Genomic DNA, 16,748 nt, shown 5'->3' on the forward strand with positions numbered 1-16,748 from the left:
GGCGGCCCGTTCCATGCTTCTCGTTCAGTCCTCGGTGACAGCGAGGCGATAGCCCCGTTTGACGACGGTGTGGACGAGCTCGTTTCCGCCGAGCGCCTCCCGGAGTCTCGCGACGGCCACCTCGACGGCGTGAGCATTGCGCTCGGCGCCGGGCAGCACGCTCCCGAGTTCGGCTCGTGACAGCACGCGTCCGCCGGCGGAGGCAAGGGCTTCGATCAGTGCGGCCGCAGACCGCGAGAGCGGAATGAACTCACCGCCGACGAGCACTCCTCCGCTCCGGACCTCCACCCGTCCGGCATCCGTGGGCAGGGAGGGTGCCCGTCCGCCGCCGAAGTGCGCGATGACGGTTCGTGCGAGCGATCCGAGACGCCCTCGGTCGGCGATGGTGGTGCGAAGGTTCGCCGCATGCAGTGGAGCGGCGGTGATGGGTCCGACCGATGCCAGCAGCAACCGGCCCGATTCCGCGCGCCGTCTGATGGCGTCGAGCGCGCCGGCCTGCTCGGCCACAGCGATCCACGACGCCGCCCCGGGGGCCGAGGTGAAAAGCACCGCATCGGCTTCACCCTCAGCAGCCTGCAGCGCCGACCGTCTCACGACCTCGGGGTTCGGAGGCGGGCCCCACCGGTAGACGGTGATGCTCAGCACGTCCGCCCCGGCCGCCTCGAGCAGTTCGTCGAGTCCGTCGGAGCCTGCGCCGTGATGCTGGACGAGGATGCGTTTGCCCGCCACCCCGGACGCGAGCAGGTACTCGCCGACCTCTGCGGACGTCTCGGATTCGGCGACCCAGTCTGCCGTGAATCCCGCCTGCTGGATCGCGCCGTGCGCTTTCGGCCCGCGGGCGACGAAATGGGCACCCTGCAGGGCGTCGTCGAGCTGCGCATCCAACCCGTGCTCGTGGGCGGCGTCCATCCACCCCCGGAATCCGACGCCCGTGGTGGCGATCACGATGTCGGGCGGTGCGGCGATCACGCGCTCGGTGCGTGCCAGCAGCTCGGCATCGTCGGCGTTGGTGACGATGCTCAACGCCGGCGCTCGGTGGACGACGGCACCCCGACGCTCGAGTGCGGTGGCGAGATCCGCGGAACGCCGATCGGCTGCGACGATGATCGTGCAGCCGGCCAGTGCGGAGTCGAGGGTTCGCGCTGCGGTCATGTCATGCTCTCGGCGATCATGGCCGTCGTCGGCAGCAGCAGCCCCGCGCGGGCTACCTCGCCGATCACGATCACCGCCGGGTTGACGACCTGCGCCGCGGCGGCGTCCTCGACCACATCGCGGATCGTGCTGCGGATCGTGCGCTGTCTCTCGGTGTGCCCGTTCTCGACGATCGCGACGGGCGTCTCACCGGAGACGTGATGATCCGCGGCGGCGGCCACCAGCCTCGGCAGCGACGCCACACCCATCAGCACGACCGTCGTGACGGTGGGATCATCCATCGAGGCGAGCGCGCCCGAGGAGAGGTCGCCGTGCCCGTTCACGATGTGCACGGCCGACGCGACGCCCCGATGAGTGACCGGGATCCCCGCGGCCTGCGGCACCGAGATCGCGCTGCTGACACCGGGCGTGACGGTGACCGGCACTCCCGCGGCCTCGCAGGCGAGCACCTCCTCGCCGCCGCGCCCGAGCACGAACGGGTCGCCGCCCTTCAGACGCACCACCCTGAGGCCGGAGAGCGCCCGATCGACCAGCAGCGCGTTGATCTCGTGCTGCGGCACCGGATGGTTGCCCGGCCGCTTGCCGACATCGATCACCTCGACGTGCGGTGCCAGTTCGTCGCGCAGCTCCTCGAAGGGGCCGAGACGATCGGCGACGACCACATCGGCGGCCATCAGCAGGCGATGCGCGCGGACGGTCATGAGGTCGGCGGGACCCGGGCCTCCGCCGATCAGGTCGACCCTGCCGACCCGCGCGCGCCTCATGATGCGACTCTCTCCGGCATGCCGACGTAGACGTCCTGACCGTCGACCACGACGGGCCAGACCCGCAACGGACCGCCGACCTTGCCCTGTGTCTCGAGGCACTCGCCGGTGCGCAGGTCGAACACCTGCTTGTGCAGGGGCGAGGCGACCGTCGGCGCCTCACCTCGGCTGCCGACGATGCCTCGGGACATCACGTGCGCGCCGCTGAACGGATCGAGGTTGTCCACGGCATGGACGGTTCCGTCCGGCAGCAGGAAGAGCGCGACCTGCTCCCCTTCGATGAGGGCGGCGCGACCCCGCTCGGTCTCCAGGTCGCTGAGGGAGCACACCCGTACTCCGCGTCCGGCAGCGGTCGTGATGGTCATCTGCGAACCTCCAGTGCGGTGCCGGCGATCAGGACGCCGCCGCCACGTCGTTCCTCCGGGGTTGCCGGGCGGATCTGTCCGCGCTCAGCCACGTAGGCGAGAGACGGATCGGGCGTGTCCGCGGCGTTCACGAACGAGCGGAACCGCTCGAGCTTCACCGGGTCGCGGAGCGTCGCCGCCCATTCGTCCTCGTAGCGGTCGACGTGCTGCGCCATCGCCTCGTCGAGGTCGGCGCAGATGCCGAGGCTGTCGTCGAAGATCACGCTCCGGAGGCCGTCGAGACCGCCTTCCAGCTCCTCGCACCATGGCGCCGTGCGCTGCAGTCGATCTGCCGTGCGGATGTAGTACATGAAGAATCGGTCGATCGCACGGATCAGCCCGTCGTCGTCGAGGTCGGAGGCCAGAAGCTCGGCATGCCGGGGAGAGAACCCTCCGTTGCCCCCGACGTACATGTTCCAGCCGGTCTCCGTCGCGATGACCCCCACATCCTTGCCCCGTGCCTCCGCGCACTCCCTGGCGCACCCCGACACCCCGAGCTTGAGCTTGTGCGGCGCGCGCAGACCCCGATACCGCAGCTCCAGCTTGACCGCCATCCCCACGGCGTCGAGGACCCCGTATCGGCACCAGGTCGACCCGACGCAGGACTTCACCGTGCGCAGCGACTTGCCGTAGGCCTGTCCCGACTCGAAGCCGGCGTCGACCAGCCGCTGCCAGATGACCGGCAGCTGCTCCAACCGTGCACCGAACATGTCGATCCGCTGGCCGCCGGTGATCTTCGTGTAGAGGGCGAAGTCCTTCGCGATCTGGCCGATGGCGATGAGCCCTTCCGGGGTGACCTCGCCTCCGGCCATCCTCGGCACGACCGAATAGGTGCCGTCCTTCTGCATGTTCGCCATCACATGGTCGTTGGTGTCCTGCAGCGTGGCGTTCTCTCCGTCGAGCACATGCGCGCCGACCAGCACCGAGAGGATGCTCGCGATCGCCGGCTTGCAGATGTCGCAGCCGCGTCCTCGTCCGAACCGCTCGACGATTCCGCTGAACGTGGTCAGCTGCGCGACCCGGACAGCGTCGAACAGCTGCCGTCTCGAGAGATCGAAGTGCTCGCACAGCGCGTGCGAGACGGTCTGGCCGAGCTTGGTGAGCTCCTGTCCCACGACCTTCTTGACCATCAGCACGCAGGATCCGCAAGTGGCGCCGGCCTTGGTGCATCCCTTCACCCCTGCCGCGTCCGTGCAGCCCTCCTCGTGAACCGCCTGACGGATGCGACCGGCTGTCACGTTCGAGCACGAGCACACGACGGCCTCGTCCGGCAGCTCGCCGCCGGGCGCCTCATTGCCTCCCTCGGGCAGGAGATAGGCGGCGGGATCGGCACCGAGCCTCGAACCGACCAGCGGGCGCAGCGCACCGTAGGCGGTCGCGTCTCCGACGAGGATGCCACCGAGCAGGGTCTGCGCGTCATCCGAGAGGACGAGTTTCTTGTAGACGCCGGCCACCGGATCCGCGTAGACGACGTCGAGAGCATTCGGGGTCGTCGCCATCGCGTCACCGAAACTCGCGACGTCGACGCCGGAGAGCTTCAGCTTCGACGAGTCGTCGTAGCCGGGGAATGCGGCGTCGCCACCGAGCAGTCGCGTCGCAGCGACCTCGGCCATGGCGTATCCCGGTGCCACCAGTCCGACGCACCGGCCGCCGAAGCTGGCGACCTCGCCGATCGCCAGGATGTGCGGGTCGGAGGTCGAGCACCGCTCGTCGATGATGACGCCGCCGCGCGGGTCCACGTGCATCTCGGCATTGCGGGCCAGCTCGTCACGAGGGCGCACGCCGACGGTGAACACGACGACGTCTGCGCGCGCGACCGAACCGTCCTGGAACTCCAGCGCGGTGACGGCGCCCGTGGCATCCGGATCCAGTCGCGTCGTGCGCGACTGCGTGCGCACTGAGATGCCACGCGCCTCGAGCAGGCGCTTGAGCATCCCCCCACCCGCCGAGTCGAGCTGAGCCGACATCAGACGGTCGGAATACTGGACGACCGTCGAATCGACGTCCATCCCCTGGAGCGCTCCCGCGGCCTCCAGACCGAGAAGCCCTCCGCCGATCACGGCGCCGCGAAGCGGGCGTCCGAGCGCGCGGCCTCGCCGCTCGACGAACTCCTTGAGACGCTGCACGTCGTCGAGGGTGCGGTAGACGAAGCATCCCGGGAGGTCGGCACCGTCGACGGCGACCTTCGCGGCGTACGAACCCGTCGCGAGCACAAGCGTGTCGTAGGCGATCGTCTGGCGCGAACGAGTGGTGACCGTCCGCGCGGATCGATCGATGCGCAGAACACGGTCATCCGCCATGAAGCGCACGCGGAAGTCATCGAACACGGAGCGGTCGAGCTCCAGCCCTTCAGGCGTCACACCGGCGAAGAAGCCGGTCAACCCCACTCGGTCGTACGGGTGGAGTCCCTCGTCGCCGATCACCGTGACATGCATCGGCTTCTCAGCCCTGCTGATGAGGCTCTCCACGAATCGGTGCGCCACCATGCCTGCTCCGACGACCACGATCTCCTCCGTGGTGAGGATGGCCTCGTTCATGCTGCTCCATTCGCCGGGGGACGTCGTGAAGGCGACGATAGGAGCACGGTGTTTCCCGCATGTGACGCGCAGTGTTTCCTGCGTCGAACGTTCTGCTCACAGATCGATAACGACCATTGTGAGAAACGACCACCACATCGCAGGCTCCCTGGCGTACTAGGCTGAAGGTCGTCCTTTCCGCCTCCCGCGGGCCCTACCGCGCAAGGAGAATCACCGTGTCTGCCACAGAGCCGTCGAAGCCGACTCCCCCCGTTCCCACTCGCCCGGCCGCTCCGCTGCCGCGGAAGCTGTCCAAGCCCGCCGCTGCCGCTCCGGCTGCCACCGCCGCGCCCGTCAGCGCGTCGTCCTCCGCAGACGCGGCCGAGTGGGGTCGCGTGTCCGAAGACGGCACGGTCGAGGTCCGCGAGGGTGAGGACTGGCGCGTCGTCGGGCAGTACCCCGACGGCACCCCCGACGAGGCTCTCGCCTACTTCGTGCGCAAGTACGACGACATCGCCTTCAAGGTCCACGCCCTCGAGCAGCGTCATCAGTCGGGCGGCGCGTCCGCCGGTGATCTCGTGAAGCAGGCAGGTCATCTGCTCGACGAGGCGACGGATGCCGCGGCGGTGGGTGACCTCGCCGGACTCCGCGAGCGGCTGAACACGCTGACCGCGTCGCTGTCGGAGGCGACCGCGCAGGAGGCCCAGCAGGCCAAGGAACTCGTCGACCAGGCCGTCGCCGAGCGCACGGCCCTGGTCGAGCGCGCCGAGGCGATCGCCGCGCGCGATCTGTCGAAGGTGCAGTGGAAGCAGGTCACGGCCGAGCTCGGCGAGCTCTTCGACGCCTGGCAGGCGCATCAGCAGAACGGTCCTCGTCTGTCGAAGAGCGTGTCGCAGCAGCTCTGGAAGCGATTCCGTGACGCGCGCGGCACCGTCGACAAGGCGCGCCGTGCCTTCTACTCGGAGCTGGACGACACGCACAAGAGCGCCCGCGACGCGAAGACCCGTCTGGTCGAACGCGCCGAGGCCCTCGCTCCGCGCGGCGTCGACGGCATCCCGTCGTACCGGAACCTCCTCGACGAGTGGAAGGCCGCAGGCCGCGCAGGTCGCAAGGCCGACGACGCTCTCTGGGCACGGTTCAAGGCCGCCGGTGACGCGCTGTACGCGGCACGCGCCGAGCAGTCCGCCGCGGAAGAGGCCGAATCCGGTCCGAAGATCGAGGCACGCCAGGCACTCCTCGAAGAGGCCAAGGCGGTTGCCGACGAGCCGAACATCAAGCGCGCCCGCGCGCTGCTCACCGGCATCCAGCGTCAGTGGGACGAGCTCGGTCGCATCTTCCCGCGTGAGAAGGAGCGTGCACTCGATGATCGCCTGCGGACGATCGAACAGGCGCTCAAGGCTCGCGAAGAGGTCGACTGGAAGAAGAACAACCCCGAGACCAAGGCTCGTGCCAACGACATGAGCTCGCAGCTGCTCGAGGCCATCGAGAAGCTCGAGGCCGAGCTCGCCGCTGCCGAGAAGTCGGGTGACAAGAAGGCGGCCAAGACCGCAGCGGATGCTCTCGAGGCACGCCGCACCTGGCTCAGCGCCCTCGGAGGCTGACCCTCTCCACAGATCCACGGATCGACCCGGAACGCGGGATGCAACGCGCCAGACTGGCGGGATGCATCCCGCGTTCCTGTATCTGCCTGGTGGCCGACTGACCGCCCCCGAGCTCAGCGCTGCACGGCTCGACGGTCATCTCGTCGAACTCGGTGAGGGGTACATCCCGGCCGATCTGGTCGAGAGCGCGAGCGCGCGCGCGGCCGCCGTCGCGACTCTCATCCCCGCGGACACCGCGGCGTCGGGACCGACGGCCGCATGGATCCACGGTGCCGGTGACGCTCCCCCGGCGCGTCACCACGTCAGACGAGCGGTGCAGAGGCGGATCCGTCCCGCCGTCCCCGCGCGTGTCACCCTGCACGACACCGCACTGCCGTCATCCGATCTCGTCTGGATCGGTGGAGTGCCGGTCATGACGCCCGCGCGAACCATGATCGATCTGGCTCTCGGCCTCTACCGCGACGAGTCGCTGCGGCGCTGGATGGTGCTGCTGTCGCACGTCGATCCGCAGCTGGTCTCCGAAGCGCTCACCGATCTGGACGCGCTGTCGCGGGTACCGGGAAAGCGCGCCGGCCGCGGAGCCCTCGAGAGGCTGCTCGTCAGGACGATGTGACTCGGTACACGTCGTAGACCGCGTCGATGCGTCGCACGGCGTTCAGCACCCGATCGAGGTGCACGGCGTCACCCATCTCGAACACGAAACGGCTGATCGCGAGGCGCTCGTCTGTGGTGCTGACCGTCGCCGAGAGGATGTTGACGTGGTGCTCGCTGAGCACCCGTGTGACATCCGAGAGCAGGCCCGACCTGTCGAGCGCTTCGACCTGGATCTGCACGCGGAAGACGCTCTTGGTCGTGGGCGCCCACCACACCTCGACGAACCGATCCTCTTCGCCCGCGAGGGCCTTGACGTTCGGGCAGTCCGTGCGGTGCACCGAGACGCCGCTTCCGCGCGTCACGAAGCCCACGATCTCGTCGCCGGGAACGGGGGTGCAGCATTTGGCGACCTTCACGAGGATGTCGGAGGCGCCTCGCACCAGCACACCCGAATCTCCGGCACGCGGCTCGCGCGACGGCATGCTGCCCGGGAGGTCGATCGGCCCGGTCGCCGGGTCGGTCGCCGCGACGAGCGCCGTGACCTTCTCGAGCACCGACTGCGTCGACACGTGTCCTTCGCCGACCGCGGCGTAGAGCGCCGAGACGTCTTCGTAGCGGAGCTGATGAGCGACCTCGGCGAACGAGTCCTGGCTCATCAGGCGCTGCAGGGGCATGTTCTGGCGGCGCATCGCGCGGGCGATGGCCTCCTTGCCCTGCTCGATCGCCTCTTCGCGGCGCTCTTTCGTGAACCACCCGCGGATCTTGTTCCTGGCCCGCGTGCTCTTGACGAAGCCGAGCCAGTCCTGGCTCGGACCGGCGTCGGGGTTCTTCGACGTGAAGACCTCGACGACGTCACCGCTCTTGAGCTCGGACTCGAGCGGGACGAGGCGGCCATTGACCTTCGAGCCCATCGTGCGGTGGCCGATCTCGGTGTGCACGGCATAGGCGAAGTCGACCGGAGTCGCTCCGGCGGGGAGGCCGACCACACGCCCCTTGGGCGTGAAGACGTAGACCTCCTTCGCCCCGATCTCGAAGCGGAGCGAGTCCAGGAACTCACCGGGATCGGCGGTCTCGGCCTGCCAGTCGGAGATGTGCGCGAGCCAGGCCATGTCGCTGTCCGACGCACGGACCTCGGCCTTGCCGCCGTTCATCCGCTCCTTGTACATCCAGTGCGCGGCGACGCCGTACTCCGCCTGCTGGTGCATCTCGTGCGTGCGGATCTGGATCTCGACCGTGCGTCCCGACGGACCGATCACCGTGGTGTGCAGGGACTGGTAGAGGTTGAACTTCGGGGTCGCGATGTAGTCCTTGAAGCGACCGGGAAGCGGCGTCCACCGCGCGTGGATCGCGCCGAGAACGGCGTAGCAGTCGCGCACCGATGCGACGAGAACACGGATGCCGATGAGGTCGTAGATGTCGTCGAACTCGCGACCTCGCACCACCATCTTCTGATAGACCGAGTAGAGCTGCTTCGGACGGCCGACGACCTTGCCGCGTATGCGCAGGTCGCGAAGGTCTTCGTCGATCTCCTCGACGACCTGGGCGAGATACTTCTCGCGTTGCGGGGTGCGCTGCGCGATCAGGTTGTGGATCTCGTTGTAGATCTTCGGGTGCAGCACCGCGAACGAGAGATCTTCGAGCTCCGACTTGATCGCCTGGATGCCGAGGCGGTTGGCCAGCGGCGCGTAGATCTCGAGCGTCTCCTTGGCCTTCTTGGCAGCCTTCTCAGGCGGCACGAAACCCCAGGTCCGCGCGTTGTGCAGTCGGTCGGCGAGCTTGATGAGCAGGACGCGGATATCCTTCGACATCGCGACGATCATCTTGCGAACCGTCTCGGCCTGAGCGCTCTCGCCGTACTTGACCTTGTCGAGCTTGGTCACACCGTCGACGAGCATCGCGACCTCGTCGCCGAACTCGGCCGTGAGGTCGGTCAGCGCGTAGCCGGTGTCCTCCACCGTGTCGTGCAGGAGTGCCGCGGCGATCGCGCGAGGGCCGAGTCCCATCTCGGCGAGGATCTGGGCGACGGCGAGCGGGTGCGTGATGTACGGCTCACCGCTCTGGCGCTGCTGACCCGTGTGCTTGTCTTTCGCCACGGTGTAGGCGCGCTCGATGACCGCGAGGTCGCCCTTCGGATGGTTCGCCCGCACCGTGCGGATGAGGTTGTCGAGGTCGTTGACCCTGGGCGCGCGCGAGAAGATGCGGGGAACCAGTCGTCTCAGGCTCGATCCCTGCGACGCCGTCTGCGGTTCCGCCATCCGCTCACCTCCGAATCACAACAGCTTACGCGTGCTCTGCGGGGTGCGGCCCCGCGAAGCGGGGACGATCAGACCTCTACGGCGGCCTTCTCGCGGGACTCGCGCACCTTCTCGTCACGGGCCTTGATCTGCGGCTCGTTCTCGCGGAAGAGCGAGTACAGCGGCGCGGCGACGAACAGGGTCGAATAGGTGGCCACCAGGATGCCGACGAAGATCGACAGCGAGATGTCGGTCAGCGACTCGGCACCGAGCCAGAAGGCACCGATGAAGAGCACCGCGCCGACGGGCAGCGCGGCCACGACCGAGGTGTTGATCGATCGGATGAGCGTCTGGTTCACCGCGAGGTTGACCGATTCGCCGAACGTCCTGGACGAGTTCTCACCGTCTTCCGTGGTGTTCTCGCGGATCTTGTCGAACACGACCGTGGTGTCGTACAGCGAGTACGCGAGGATCGTCAGGAAGCCGATCACGGCGGCGGGCGAGATCTCGAAGCCGGCCAGCGCATAGACGCCCACCGTGATGACGAGCACGTCGAGCAGGCCGATGATCGCGGCGGCCGACATCTTCCAGGTGCGGAAGTAGATCGCGAGGATCAGGAAGGTCAACGCGAGGAAGATCGCGAGCCCCCACAGCGACTGCTTCGTGACGTTCTCACCCCAGGCCGGGCCGATGAACGACGACGTGACGCTCTCGGGCTCGACGCCATAGGCCTCGGCCAGCGCTTCGGAGACCTGCTGGGTCTCGTCCGCGCTCATCTGGTCGGTCTGCACGCGAATGTCGCTGCCGCTGATGACGACCACCTTGGTCGCTGCACCCGGCACCACGGACTGCACGGCATCCGTCGCGGTCTGCTGCTCTGTGGAGTCAGGTGCCTGGACCGTGAACTGCGATCCGCCGGTGAACTCGATCGAGAACTGGATCGGCCGGATCAGCGGAACGAGAGCAGAGCCCACCACGAGGATGATCGCGATGATGAACCACAGTCGACGCTTCGCGACGAACGGGAAGGACGTCTTGCCCGTGTAGAGGTTGTTTCCGAATTCGTTCATGGAAGCCATCACGCGTCCCCCTCACTTCCGGTGCTGGTGGATCTGTCACCGGCGAGTGCTTCGGCGCGCTTGCGCTCTGCGATGGTCTGGCGGCGATCTGCCTCGCCGCGCGAACGGGCGTTCTTCGCTCCCCGACCGGCTGTGGCCGTCGAGACCGCGCGGAACTGCGAACGGCTGCGGTACACGGCACCGAGCGACTCAGGATCGAGGCCCGAGAGCTTGTGGCCACCGCCGAAGAACTTCGTCCTCGCGAGCAGCTGCATGACCGGGTGCGTGAAGATCACGAAGATGAACACGTCGATGAGAGTGGTGAGACCCAGGGTGAACGCGAAACCCTTCACTGTGGCGTCCGCGAGGATGTACAGCACGACGGCCGCGAGGATGTTGATCGACTTCGAGATGTAGATCGTTCGTTTGGCTCTGCCCCAGCCGTCTTCGACCGCCGAGGTGATCGATTTGCCGTCTCGGAGCTCGTCTCGGATTCGCTCGAAGTACACGATGAACGAGTCGGCCGTGAATCCGATCGACACGATCAGACCCGCGACCCCCGCCAGCGAGAGGCGGAAGCCGAGTCGCCACGCCAGGATGCAGATGATGACGTACGTGAGCACGGCCATCACCGCGATCGATGCGATGATCACCGACCCGAGTGCTCGATAGACGATGAGCGAGTAGATCGCGACGAGTGCGAGACCGATGAGTCCGGCGATCAGGCCGATCTGCAGCTGCTGGGTGCCGAGGGTCGCTGAGATGGTGTCGGAGCTCTGCACGGTGAAGCTCAGCGGAAGAGCACCGAACTTGAGCTGGTCTGCCAGGGCGGTCGCCGAGTCCTGATCGAAGTCGCCGGAGATGCTGGGGCGACCGTCGAGGATCTGCCCGTTCATCCGCGGCGCGCTGATCACGGAGCCATCGAGGACGAATGCGAACTGATCACGGGGGGTCAGGTTCTCGAGGCGGTTCTGATTGAGACGCGTGCTCACCTCGCCGAATGCCTCTGTGCCGTCGGCGTTCATCGTCAGCTGCACGAGCCAAGCGCCGGACTGCGGGTCGCGGCCTGCCGTGGCGTCCGTGATCGCAGTACCGGTGAGCTCGGTCGGACCCAGGAGGTACTTCGCCTGCCCCGTCGGGTCGCAGGCGATGAGCGGCTCATCCTGCGGAGCGCGGGACGGGTCGTTCTCGGGATTCGCGCAGTCGTAGGCCTGGAACTCGGCAGCGAGCCTGTCGGTGACCCATGACAGGTCGCTCGCATCGGTCGGCTCAGCGGTCGGAGTGTCGCTGACCGAATCATCCGGCGCCGGGAACGCCGTCTCGTTGCCGTCCTCGCCCACGAACGTGTTGGTGCCGGCGGTGGTCGCGAGCACCGGGCGGAACTGCAGCTGGGCGCTGGACTGGATCCGCTCACGGGTCTGCTGGTCTGCGACACCCGGGATCTGGACGACGATGTTGCGGCCGCCCTCGGTGGTGATGTCGGCCTCGGCCACACCCGAGGCGTCGACGCGCTGCCGGATGATCGCCGCCGCCTGGTCGAGCTGCTCCGACGAGGGCGCTGCTCCGTCCTCGGTCTCGGCGCTGAGTACGATCTGCGTTCCGCCCTGCAGGTCGAGCGCGAGCTCGGGAGCCCATGAGCTCTGCTTGAAGACGTAGACACCCAGTGCGTTGATGCCGAAGAGGAGGCCCGTCACCAGGACGAGACCGAGAAGGACTCGCCAGGCGTGACGGACCGGGGAAGAAGTGGCCACGTGTGATCAGCTTTCTTAGATGCCGGAGTGCCGAGGTGGTGCAGCGGTGAAGACTACTTGTCGTCGGCGTCGCGCTCGAGACGACGACGGGTCTCCTCGGTGGTCTCGATCGCCGGAGCGTCGTCGAGCGGTGCGTCGTCGACCACGACGACCGAGTCGTCGGCCTCGGCGACGATCGCGTCCTTGGGCTCCACGATGCGGAGGATGGCCTGGCTGTGCACCTCGATGACCGTGCCGGGAGCGATCTCCACGAGTGCGGGCGAGTCGAGGTCATCGTGGTCGTAGGCGACGATCGTGCCGTAGATGCCGCCCTGCATCAGGACCTTGACACCGGGGACCGTCTTGGTGGCCTTCTCTTCCTGTTCCGCCTTCATCTGCTTCTGGCGCTTGCGTCCGTTGACGAACATGAAGACGACGAGCACGGCGAGAAGGCCGAAGAGGAGGATTTCCATGGGCATGGTGACAGGGGGCCTTTCTCAGGTGCGCGCACCAGAGAAAGGGCGCGCAGTTCTATCGGGGGAAGTCTTCAGTGATTATAGGTCATCAAGGCGAAGCGCCCCGTCCGGATGCACCACGCCGAGGTGCGCATAGGCCTCTGGCATGGCGACGCGGCCACGGGGCGTGCGCCCGAGGAAACCGATTCGCACGAGATACGGCTCGACGACGCTCTCGACGGTCTCGGCCTCTTCACCGACCGCGACCGCGAGCGTGCTCAGGCCCACGGGGCCTCCGCGGAATCGTCGTACGAGAGCTTCGAGAACGGCTCTGTCGAGCCTGTCGAGCCCGATGGGATCGACGTCGTAGAGTTCCAGGGCCGCCTGAACGCCATCGAGAGAGGCCGCTCCTCCCCCGTGCACGAGGGCGTAGTCGCGCACGCGCCGCAGCAGGCGGTTCGCGATGCGGGGCGTTCCCCGCGATCGACGGGCGATCTCGGAGAGCGAGTCACGGGGGACGTCGACTCCCAGCATCTGTGCCGAACGGGCGATCACCCGCTCGAGCTCGGACTCATCGTAGAACTCCAGGTGACCCGTGAAACCGAAGCGGTCACGCAACGGATTGGGCAGCAGGCCGGAACGGGTCGTCGCGCCGACCAGCGTGAACGGCGCGAGGTCGAGCGGGATGCTCGTCGCTCCCGCACCCTTGCCCACCATGATGTCGATGCGGAAGTCCTCCATCGCGAGGTACAGCATCTCTTCGGCAGAGCGCGCCATGCGGTGGATCTCGTCGATGAACAGCACCTCGCCGGGCACGAGGCTCGACAGCAGCGCCGCAAGATCGCCGGCGTGCTGGATCGCGGGACCGCTCGAGAGTCGGAGAGGGCGCTCGCTCTCGTGAGCGACGATCATCGCGAGCGTGGTCTTGCCGAGTCCGGGAGGACCCGCGAGCAGGATGTGGTCGGGAGGGCGGTTCTGGATGCGCGCCGCGTCGAGAAGCAGCTGGAGCTGACCGCGCACCTTCTGCTGCCCGACGAACTCGCCGAGGCTCGTCGGACGCAGTGCGCCCTCGATCGCGAGCTCGGTGTCGTCGGAGGGCTCCGTGGCGTCGAGGGCGTCAGACACGCGCAGGCCCCAGAAGCGCCAGGGTGCGACGCAGCAGCGGCGCGACGGCCGCACGCTCGGCGTCGGTGGCCTCCGCGGCGGTCTGGGTCGCGGCCTCGGCGGCGACCTTCTCGGACCACCCGAGGCCGACGAGAGCGGCAGTCACCTGATCGACCACGTCGACGGGCGCGCTCGCCGACTGCTTCGCCGGCGGGCCCACCGGGTGCACCTTGCCCGCGAGCTGGAGGACGATGAGCTTTGCCGTCTTGGGTCCGATGCCGGAGACGCGCCGGAACGGGGCATCGTCCTCGGTCGTGACCGCGTCGGCGATCTGATCGACGGTGAGATGCGAGAGCACACCGAGTGCCGACTTCGGCCCGACCCCCGTCACGCTGATCAGCAGACCGAAGATCTCGAGTTCGCTGCGGTCGGCGAAGCCGAACAGCGACAGGGAGTCCTCGCGCACGATCAGGCTCGTGTGCAGCAGCAGCTTCTCGCCGACGGTCGCCGTGTGGGCCACGTCTGCGGGAACGGCGACCGAGAACCCGACACCGCCGACATCGATGATGACCTGATCGGCTGTCGAATGGAGGACGGCGCCGTGCAGCGAGGAGATCATTCCCTCAGCCTACGCACCCGGTCGTATATATGTTCGAGCGACACGCTCCGCGTCGGCCCAGGCGCGCTGGGCGGGCGTGAGGGCCCCCTGCCCCGGCGCACCGGATGCCCCTCGACGCCAGGCATGGCACAGCGCGATGGCGAGGGCGTCCGCGGCGTCGGCCGGCTGAGGAGGAGCATCCAGACGCAGGATGCGCGCGATCATCGATTGCACCTGCCGCTTGTCGGCCGAGCCGTACCCGGTGACGGCCGCCTTCACCTCGCTCGGAGTGTGCGTGGCAGCGGGAAGACCCGCCTCGGCCGCGAGCAGCAGTGCCACACCGCTCGCCTGCGCCGTGCCCATCACGGTATGGGTGTTCTGCTGAGCGAACACACGCTCCACAGCCACGGCATCCGGGTTGTGCGCCGCGATGACCTCGCGGATGCCGGCGGCGACGAGGGCGAGCCTCTCTCCGATCGGCAGCTCGGGCGCCGACCGGATGACGCCGACGTGCACGAGTGTTCCGCGTCGCGATCCGTCGACGTCGACGACCCCGACACCGCAGCGGGTGAGGCCTGGGTCGATGCCGAGCACGCGAAGCGAGGAGGTCACTCCCCCAGGCTATTCGTCGTCATCGCCTGCGCACGCTCGCCGCGCCTACGCGTCGTCGTTCTCGAGCTCTGCCTGAACCTCGGCCGTAAGATCGAAGTTGGTGAAGACGTTCTGCACGTCCTCGCTGTCCTCGAGTGCGTCGATGAGGCGGAAGATCTTGCGCGCGGTGTCGGCATCGATCTCGACCTTGAGATTCGGCACGAACTCCACGTCGGCCGACTCGTAGTCGATGCCGGCCTCCTGCAGAGCGCTGCGGACGGCCACGAGATCGGTCGCCTCGGTGATGATCTCGAAGCCCTCTGCGTGGGGCTCGATCTCTTCGGCGCCCGCTTCGAGAGCGGCCATCATGACGTCATCCTCGGTCGTGCCCTCGGAGCCGACGACGATCACACCCTTGCGGCTGAAGTTGTAGGCGACGCTGCCGGGATCGGCGAGAGTGCCGCCGTTGCGGCTGAGCGCCGTGCGCACCTCGGCCGCTGCGCGGTTCTTGTTGTCGGTCAGACACTCGATCATCATCGCGACGCCGTTGGGTCCGTAGCCTTCGTACATGATCGAGGTGTACTCGACGGCTTCGCCGCCGATGCCCGCTCCGCGCTTCACCGCGCGGTCGATGTTGTCCTTCGGGACAGACGTCTTCTTCGCCTTCTGCACGGCGTCGAACAGTGTCGGGTTTCCCTGCAGGTCGGCTCCGCCGAGCTTGGCGGCGACCTCGATGTTCTTGATGAGCTTGGCCCAGGACTTGGCGCGCCTGGAGTCGATGATGGCCTTCTTGTGCTTCGTGGTGGCCCACTTGGAATGCCCGGACATAAGTCTCCGCTCGTCGTATCCGCCCGTGGGCTCGGCCCAGGGCATCGTCCATTCTATCGAACCATGCCCCCGCCATGCGGCTGCACACGTGTCGAAGGACTGCGGTCGACCGCTGATAGCGTCGATCCGATCAGCCGACCGCAGAGGACGCACCCGATCATGATCCCAGGAGCCGACCGCCTCCGCCCGGAGTGGGCGTCTCTGCCGCCTGCCATCCGATCGGGGGTCATCGGAGCGATCGGCGGTCGGTTCGTCTCCGACTCCCCCGCACACGGCGGCTTCAGCGCCTCGTACGCCGGCGTCGTCGTGACGACGGTCGGGCGCGCCTTCGTCAAGGCATGCGGTGCCGACTGGCACGCGGACTCCCTTCATTTCCTTCGCGAGGAGATCCGCGCCGTCTCGATGCTCCCACCGCATCTCGGGCCGTCGGTGCGCGCGACGATCGATACGGATGCCGGTGTCGCGCTCGTGCTGGAAGCGATCGACGGCCGGCATCCCGGTGCGCCCTGGACCCCGAGCGATCTCGACACCATCGCTGCGAGCATGGCCCGACTGTCGGCCACTGCTGCGCCTGAGGGGATGGAGAGGGCGGAAGACAGGATGATCCCGGGCTTCACACGATGGGCGCAGATCGCAGAGGATCCGCTCCTGCTCGCGGGCCTGCCGATTTCTCTGCGCGCACGGATTCCGGAGTTGAGGGAGGTCGAGAAGGAGTTCCGCGACGCTCTGCAGGGCGATGCCATCGTCCACGACGATCTGCGAGCCGACAACATCCTGATCAGCGACGGTGAGGCGCGTCTTCTCGACTGGCCGCACGCGCGCCGTGGCGCGGCCTGGGTAGATCTCCCCTGCTTCCTCCCCAGCGTCGAAGCATCGGGCGGCCCCCGATGTGAGGATGCGTGGCGGATCTTCGAGGCCCACGGCGCACCGACGCAGCACGCGTTGCTCCCCGTCATCTCGGGCTTCGCGTCGTTCCTCTGGTTCAACCAGGCTCAGCCGGAGATCCCCCAGCTGCCGGGGCTGCGCGCGTTCCAGCGACAGCAGGCCGTACCCGCCCTCCGATGGCTGGCGAGCGTGACCGAAGGGCTGACGGACAGCATCCCCCTGGTGTGACACGGA

The 16,748-nt window shown here is 67.8% G+C and carries 15 protein-coding genes; 3 read left to right on the forward strand and 12 right to left on the reverse strand.

Annotated elements, in window-relative coordinates; genetic code table 11:
* Positions 1 to 24: 24 nt before the first annotated feature.
* The 4 genes from RQG77_RS13525 to nirB are packed head-to-tail and all read right to left on the reverse strand — an operon-like array spanning position 25 to position 4,857.
* Complete coding sequence (locus RQG77_RS13525) at positions 25 to 1,152, reverse strand: uroporphyrinogen-III synthase (protein WP_311245153.1); 1,128 nt, start codon at positions 1,150 to 1,152, stop codon at positions 25 to 27.
* Entirely contained in the window at positions 1,149 to 1,916 is a 768-nt protein-coding gene (cobA, locus tag RQG77_RS13530; protein ID WP_056307633.1) for a uroporphyrinogen-III C-methyltransferase, read from the reverse strand. The genes RQG77_RS13525 and cobA overlap by 4 nt, the downstream gene beginning before the upstream one ends.
* Entirely contained in the window at positions 1,913 to 2,281 is a 369-nt protein-coding gene (gene nirD, locus RQG77_RS13535; RefSeq protein WP_311245154.1) for a nitrite reductase small subunit NirD, read from the reverse strand. The genes cobA and nirD overlap by 4 nt, the downstream gene beginning before the upstream one ends.
* The gene (gene nirB / locus RQG77_RS13540; RefSeq protein WP_311245155.1) at positions 2,278 to 4,857 is read right to left on the reverse strand and encodes a nitrite reductase large subunit NirB; all 2,580 of its coding nucleotides are present in this window, start codon (positions 4,855 to 4,857) and stop codon (positions 2,278 to 2,280) included. The genes nirD and nirB overlap by 4 nt, the downstream gene beginning before the upstream one ends.
* Positions 4,858 to 5,072: 215 nt before the next feature.
* On the opposite strand from nirB, the gene RQG77_RS13545 reads away from it, so the two are divergent.
* Together RQG77_RS13545 and RQG77_RS13550 are read left to right on the forward strand one after the other, a co-directional pair.
* Positions 5,073 to 6,437, forward strand: coding sequence for a DUF349 domain-containing protein (locus tag RQG77_RS13545; RefSeq protein WP_311245156.1), 1,365 nt, complete (start codon positions 5,073 to 5,075; stop codon positions 6,435 to 6,437).
* Between the two features lie 61 nt (positions 6,438 to 6,498).
* Entirely contained in the window at positions 6,499 to 7,050 is a 552-nt protein-coding gene (locus RQG77_RS13550; protein WP_311245157.1) for a type IV toxin-antitoxin system AbiEi family antitoxin, read from the forward strand.
* On the opposite strand, the gene RQG77_RS13555 is transcribed toward RQG77_RS13550, so the two are convergent.
* The 8 genes from RQG77_RS13555 to RQG77_RS13590 all read right to left on the reverse strand — a co-directional run bounded on the left by RQG77_RS13555 (position 7,037) and on the right by RQG77_RS13590 (position 15,629).
* Entirely contained in the window at positions 7,037 to 9,286 is a 2,250-nt protein-coding gene (locus RQG77_RS13555; protein ID WP_311245158.1) for a bifunctional (p)ppGpp synthetase/guanosine-3',5'-bis(diphosphate) 3'-pyrophosphohydrolase, read from the reverse strand. The two genes, RQG77_RS13550 and RQG77_RS13555, sit on opposite strands and share 14 nt — an antisense overlap.
* Before the next feature lie 68 nt (positions 9,287 to 9,354).
* A complete protein-coding gene (gene secF / locus RQG77_RS13560) occupies positions 9,355 to 10,344 on the reverse strand; it encodes a protein translocase subunit SecF (protein WP_311245159.1) in 990 nt (329 codons plus the stop codon).
* Positions 10,344 to 12,074: a protein translocase subunit SecD gene (gene secD / locus RQG77_RS13565; protein WP_311245160.1), complete on the reverse strand. Its 1,731-nt coding sequence runs from the start codon at positions 12,072 to 12,074 to the stop codon at positions 10,344 to 10,346. Before secD ends, secF begins: the two co-directional genes overlap by 1 nt.
* Before the next feature lie 53 nt (positions 12,075 to 12,127).
* A complete protein-coding gene (yajC, locus tag RQG77_RS13570) occupies positions 12,128 to 12,532 on the reverse strand; it encodes a preprotein translocase subunit YajC (protein ID WP_311245161.1) in 405 nt (134 codons plus the stop codon).
* 75 nt (positions 12,533 to 12,607) lie between these two features.
* The gene (gene ruvB, locus RQG77_RS13575) at positions 12,608 to 13,633 is read right to left on the reverse strand and encodes a Holliday junction branch migration DNA helicase RuvB (RefSeq protein ID WP_311245162.1); all 1,026 of its coding nucleotides are present in this window, start codon (positions 13,631 to 13,633) and stop codon (positions 12,608 to 12,610) included.
* Positions 13,626 to 14,231: a Holliday junction branch migration protein RuvA gene (ruvA, locus tag RQG77_RS13580; protein ID WP_311245163.1), complete on the reverse strand. Its 606-nt coding sequence runs from the start codon at positions 14,229 to 14,231 to the stop codon at positions 13,626 to 13,628. Before ruvA ends, ruvB begins: the two co-directional genes overlap by 8 nt.
* 9 nt (positions 14,232 to 14,240) lie before the next feature.
* A complete protein-coding gene (gene ruvC / locus RQG77_RS13585) occupies positions 14,241 to 14,822 on the reverse strand; it encodes a crossover junction endodeoxyribonuclease RuvC (RefSeq protein WP_311245164.1) in 582 nt (193 codons plus the stop codon).
* A gap of 45 nt (positions 14,823 to 14,867) precedes the next feature.
* A complete protein-coding gene (locus RQG77_RS13590) occupies positions 14,868 to 15,629 on the reverse strand; it encodes a YebC/PmpR family DNA-binding transcriptional regulator (protein WP_311245233.1) in 762 nt (253 codons plus the stop codon).
* 159 nt (positions 15,630 to 15,788) lie between these two features.
* Here RQG77_RS13590 and RQG77_RS13595 point away from each other — a divergent pair, with 159 nt between their 5' ends.
* Positions 15,789 to 16,742 (forward strand): aminoglycoside phosphotransferase family protein, encoded by a 954-nt coding sequence (locus RQG77_RS13595; protein ID WP_311245165.1) that lies wholly within the window; start codon positions 15,789 to 15,791, stop codon positions 16,740 to 16,742.
* Positions 16,743 to 16,748: the final 6 nt, after the last annotated feature.

The sequence above is a fragment of the Microbacterium sp. WCS2018Hpa-23 genome, from assembly GCF_031843845.1.
Taxonomy (GTDB): domain Bacteria; phylum Actinomycetota; class Actinomycetes; order Actinomycetales; family Microbacteriaceae; genus Microbacterium.

Bases quoted from the DNA above. Each gene is read 5' to 3' on its own strand.
- RQG77_RS13525 (WP_311245153.1), bottom strand. From the start codon at position 1,152: ATGACCGCAGCGCGAACCCTCGACTCCGCACTGGCCGGCTGCACGATC.
- cobA (WP_056307633.1), bottom strand. From the start codon at position 1,916: ATGAGGCGCGCGCGGGTCGGCAGGGTCGACCTGATCGGCGGAGGCCCG.
- nirD (WP_311245154.1), bottom strand. From the start codon at position 2,281: ATGACCATCACGACCGCTGCCGGACGCGGAGTACGGGTGTGCTCCCTC.
- nirB (WP_311245155.1), bottom strand. From the start codon at position 4,857: ATGAACGAGGCCATCCTCACCACGGAGGAGATCGTGGTCGTCGGAGCA.
- RQG77_RS13550 (WP_311245157.1), top strand. From the start codon at position 6,499: ATGCATCCCGCGTTCCTGTATCTGCCTGGTGGCCGACTGACCGCCCCC.
- RQG77_RS13555 (WP_311245158.1), bottom strand. From the start codon at position 9,286: ATGGCGGAACCGCAGACGGCGTCGCAGGGATCGAGCCTGAGACGACTG.
- secF (WP_311245159.1), bottom strand. From the start codon at position 10,344: ATGGCTTCCATGAACGAATTCGGAAACAACCTCTACACGGGCAAGACG.
- yajC (WP_311245161.1), bottom strand. From the start codon at position 12,532: ATGCCCATGGAAATCCTCCTCTTCGGCCTTCTCGCCGTGCTCGTCGTC.
- ruvA (WP_311245163.1), bottom strand. From the start codon at position 14,231: ATGATCTCCTCGCTGCACGGCGCCGTCCTCCATTCGACAGCCGATCAG.
- RQG77_RS13590 (WP_311245233.1), bottom strand. From the start codon at position 15,629: ATGTCCGGGCATTCCAAGTGGGCCACCACGAAGCACAAGAAGGCCATC.
- RQG77_RS13595 (WP_311245165.1), top strand. From the start codon at position 15,789: ATGATCCCAGGAGCCGACCGCCTCCGCCCGGAGTGGGCGTCTCTGCCG.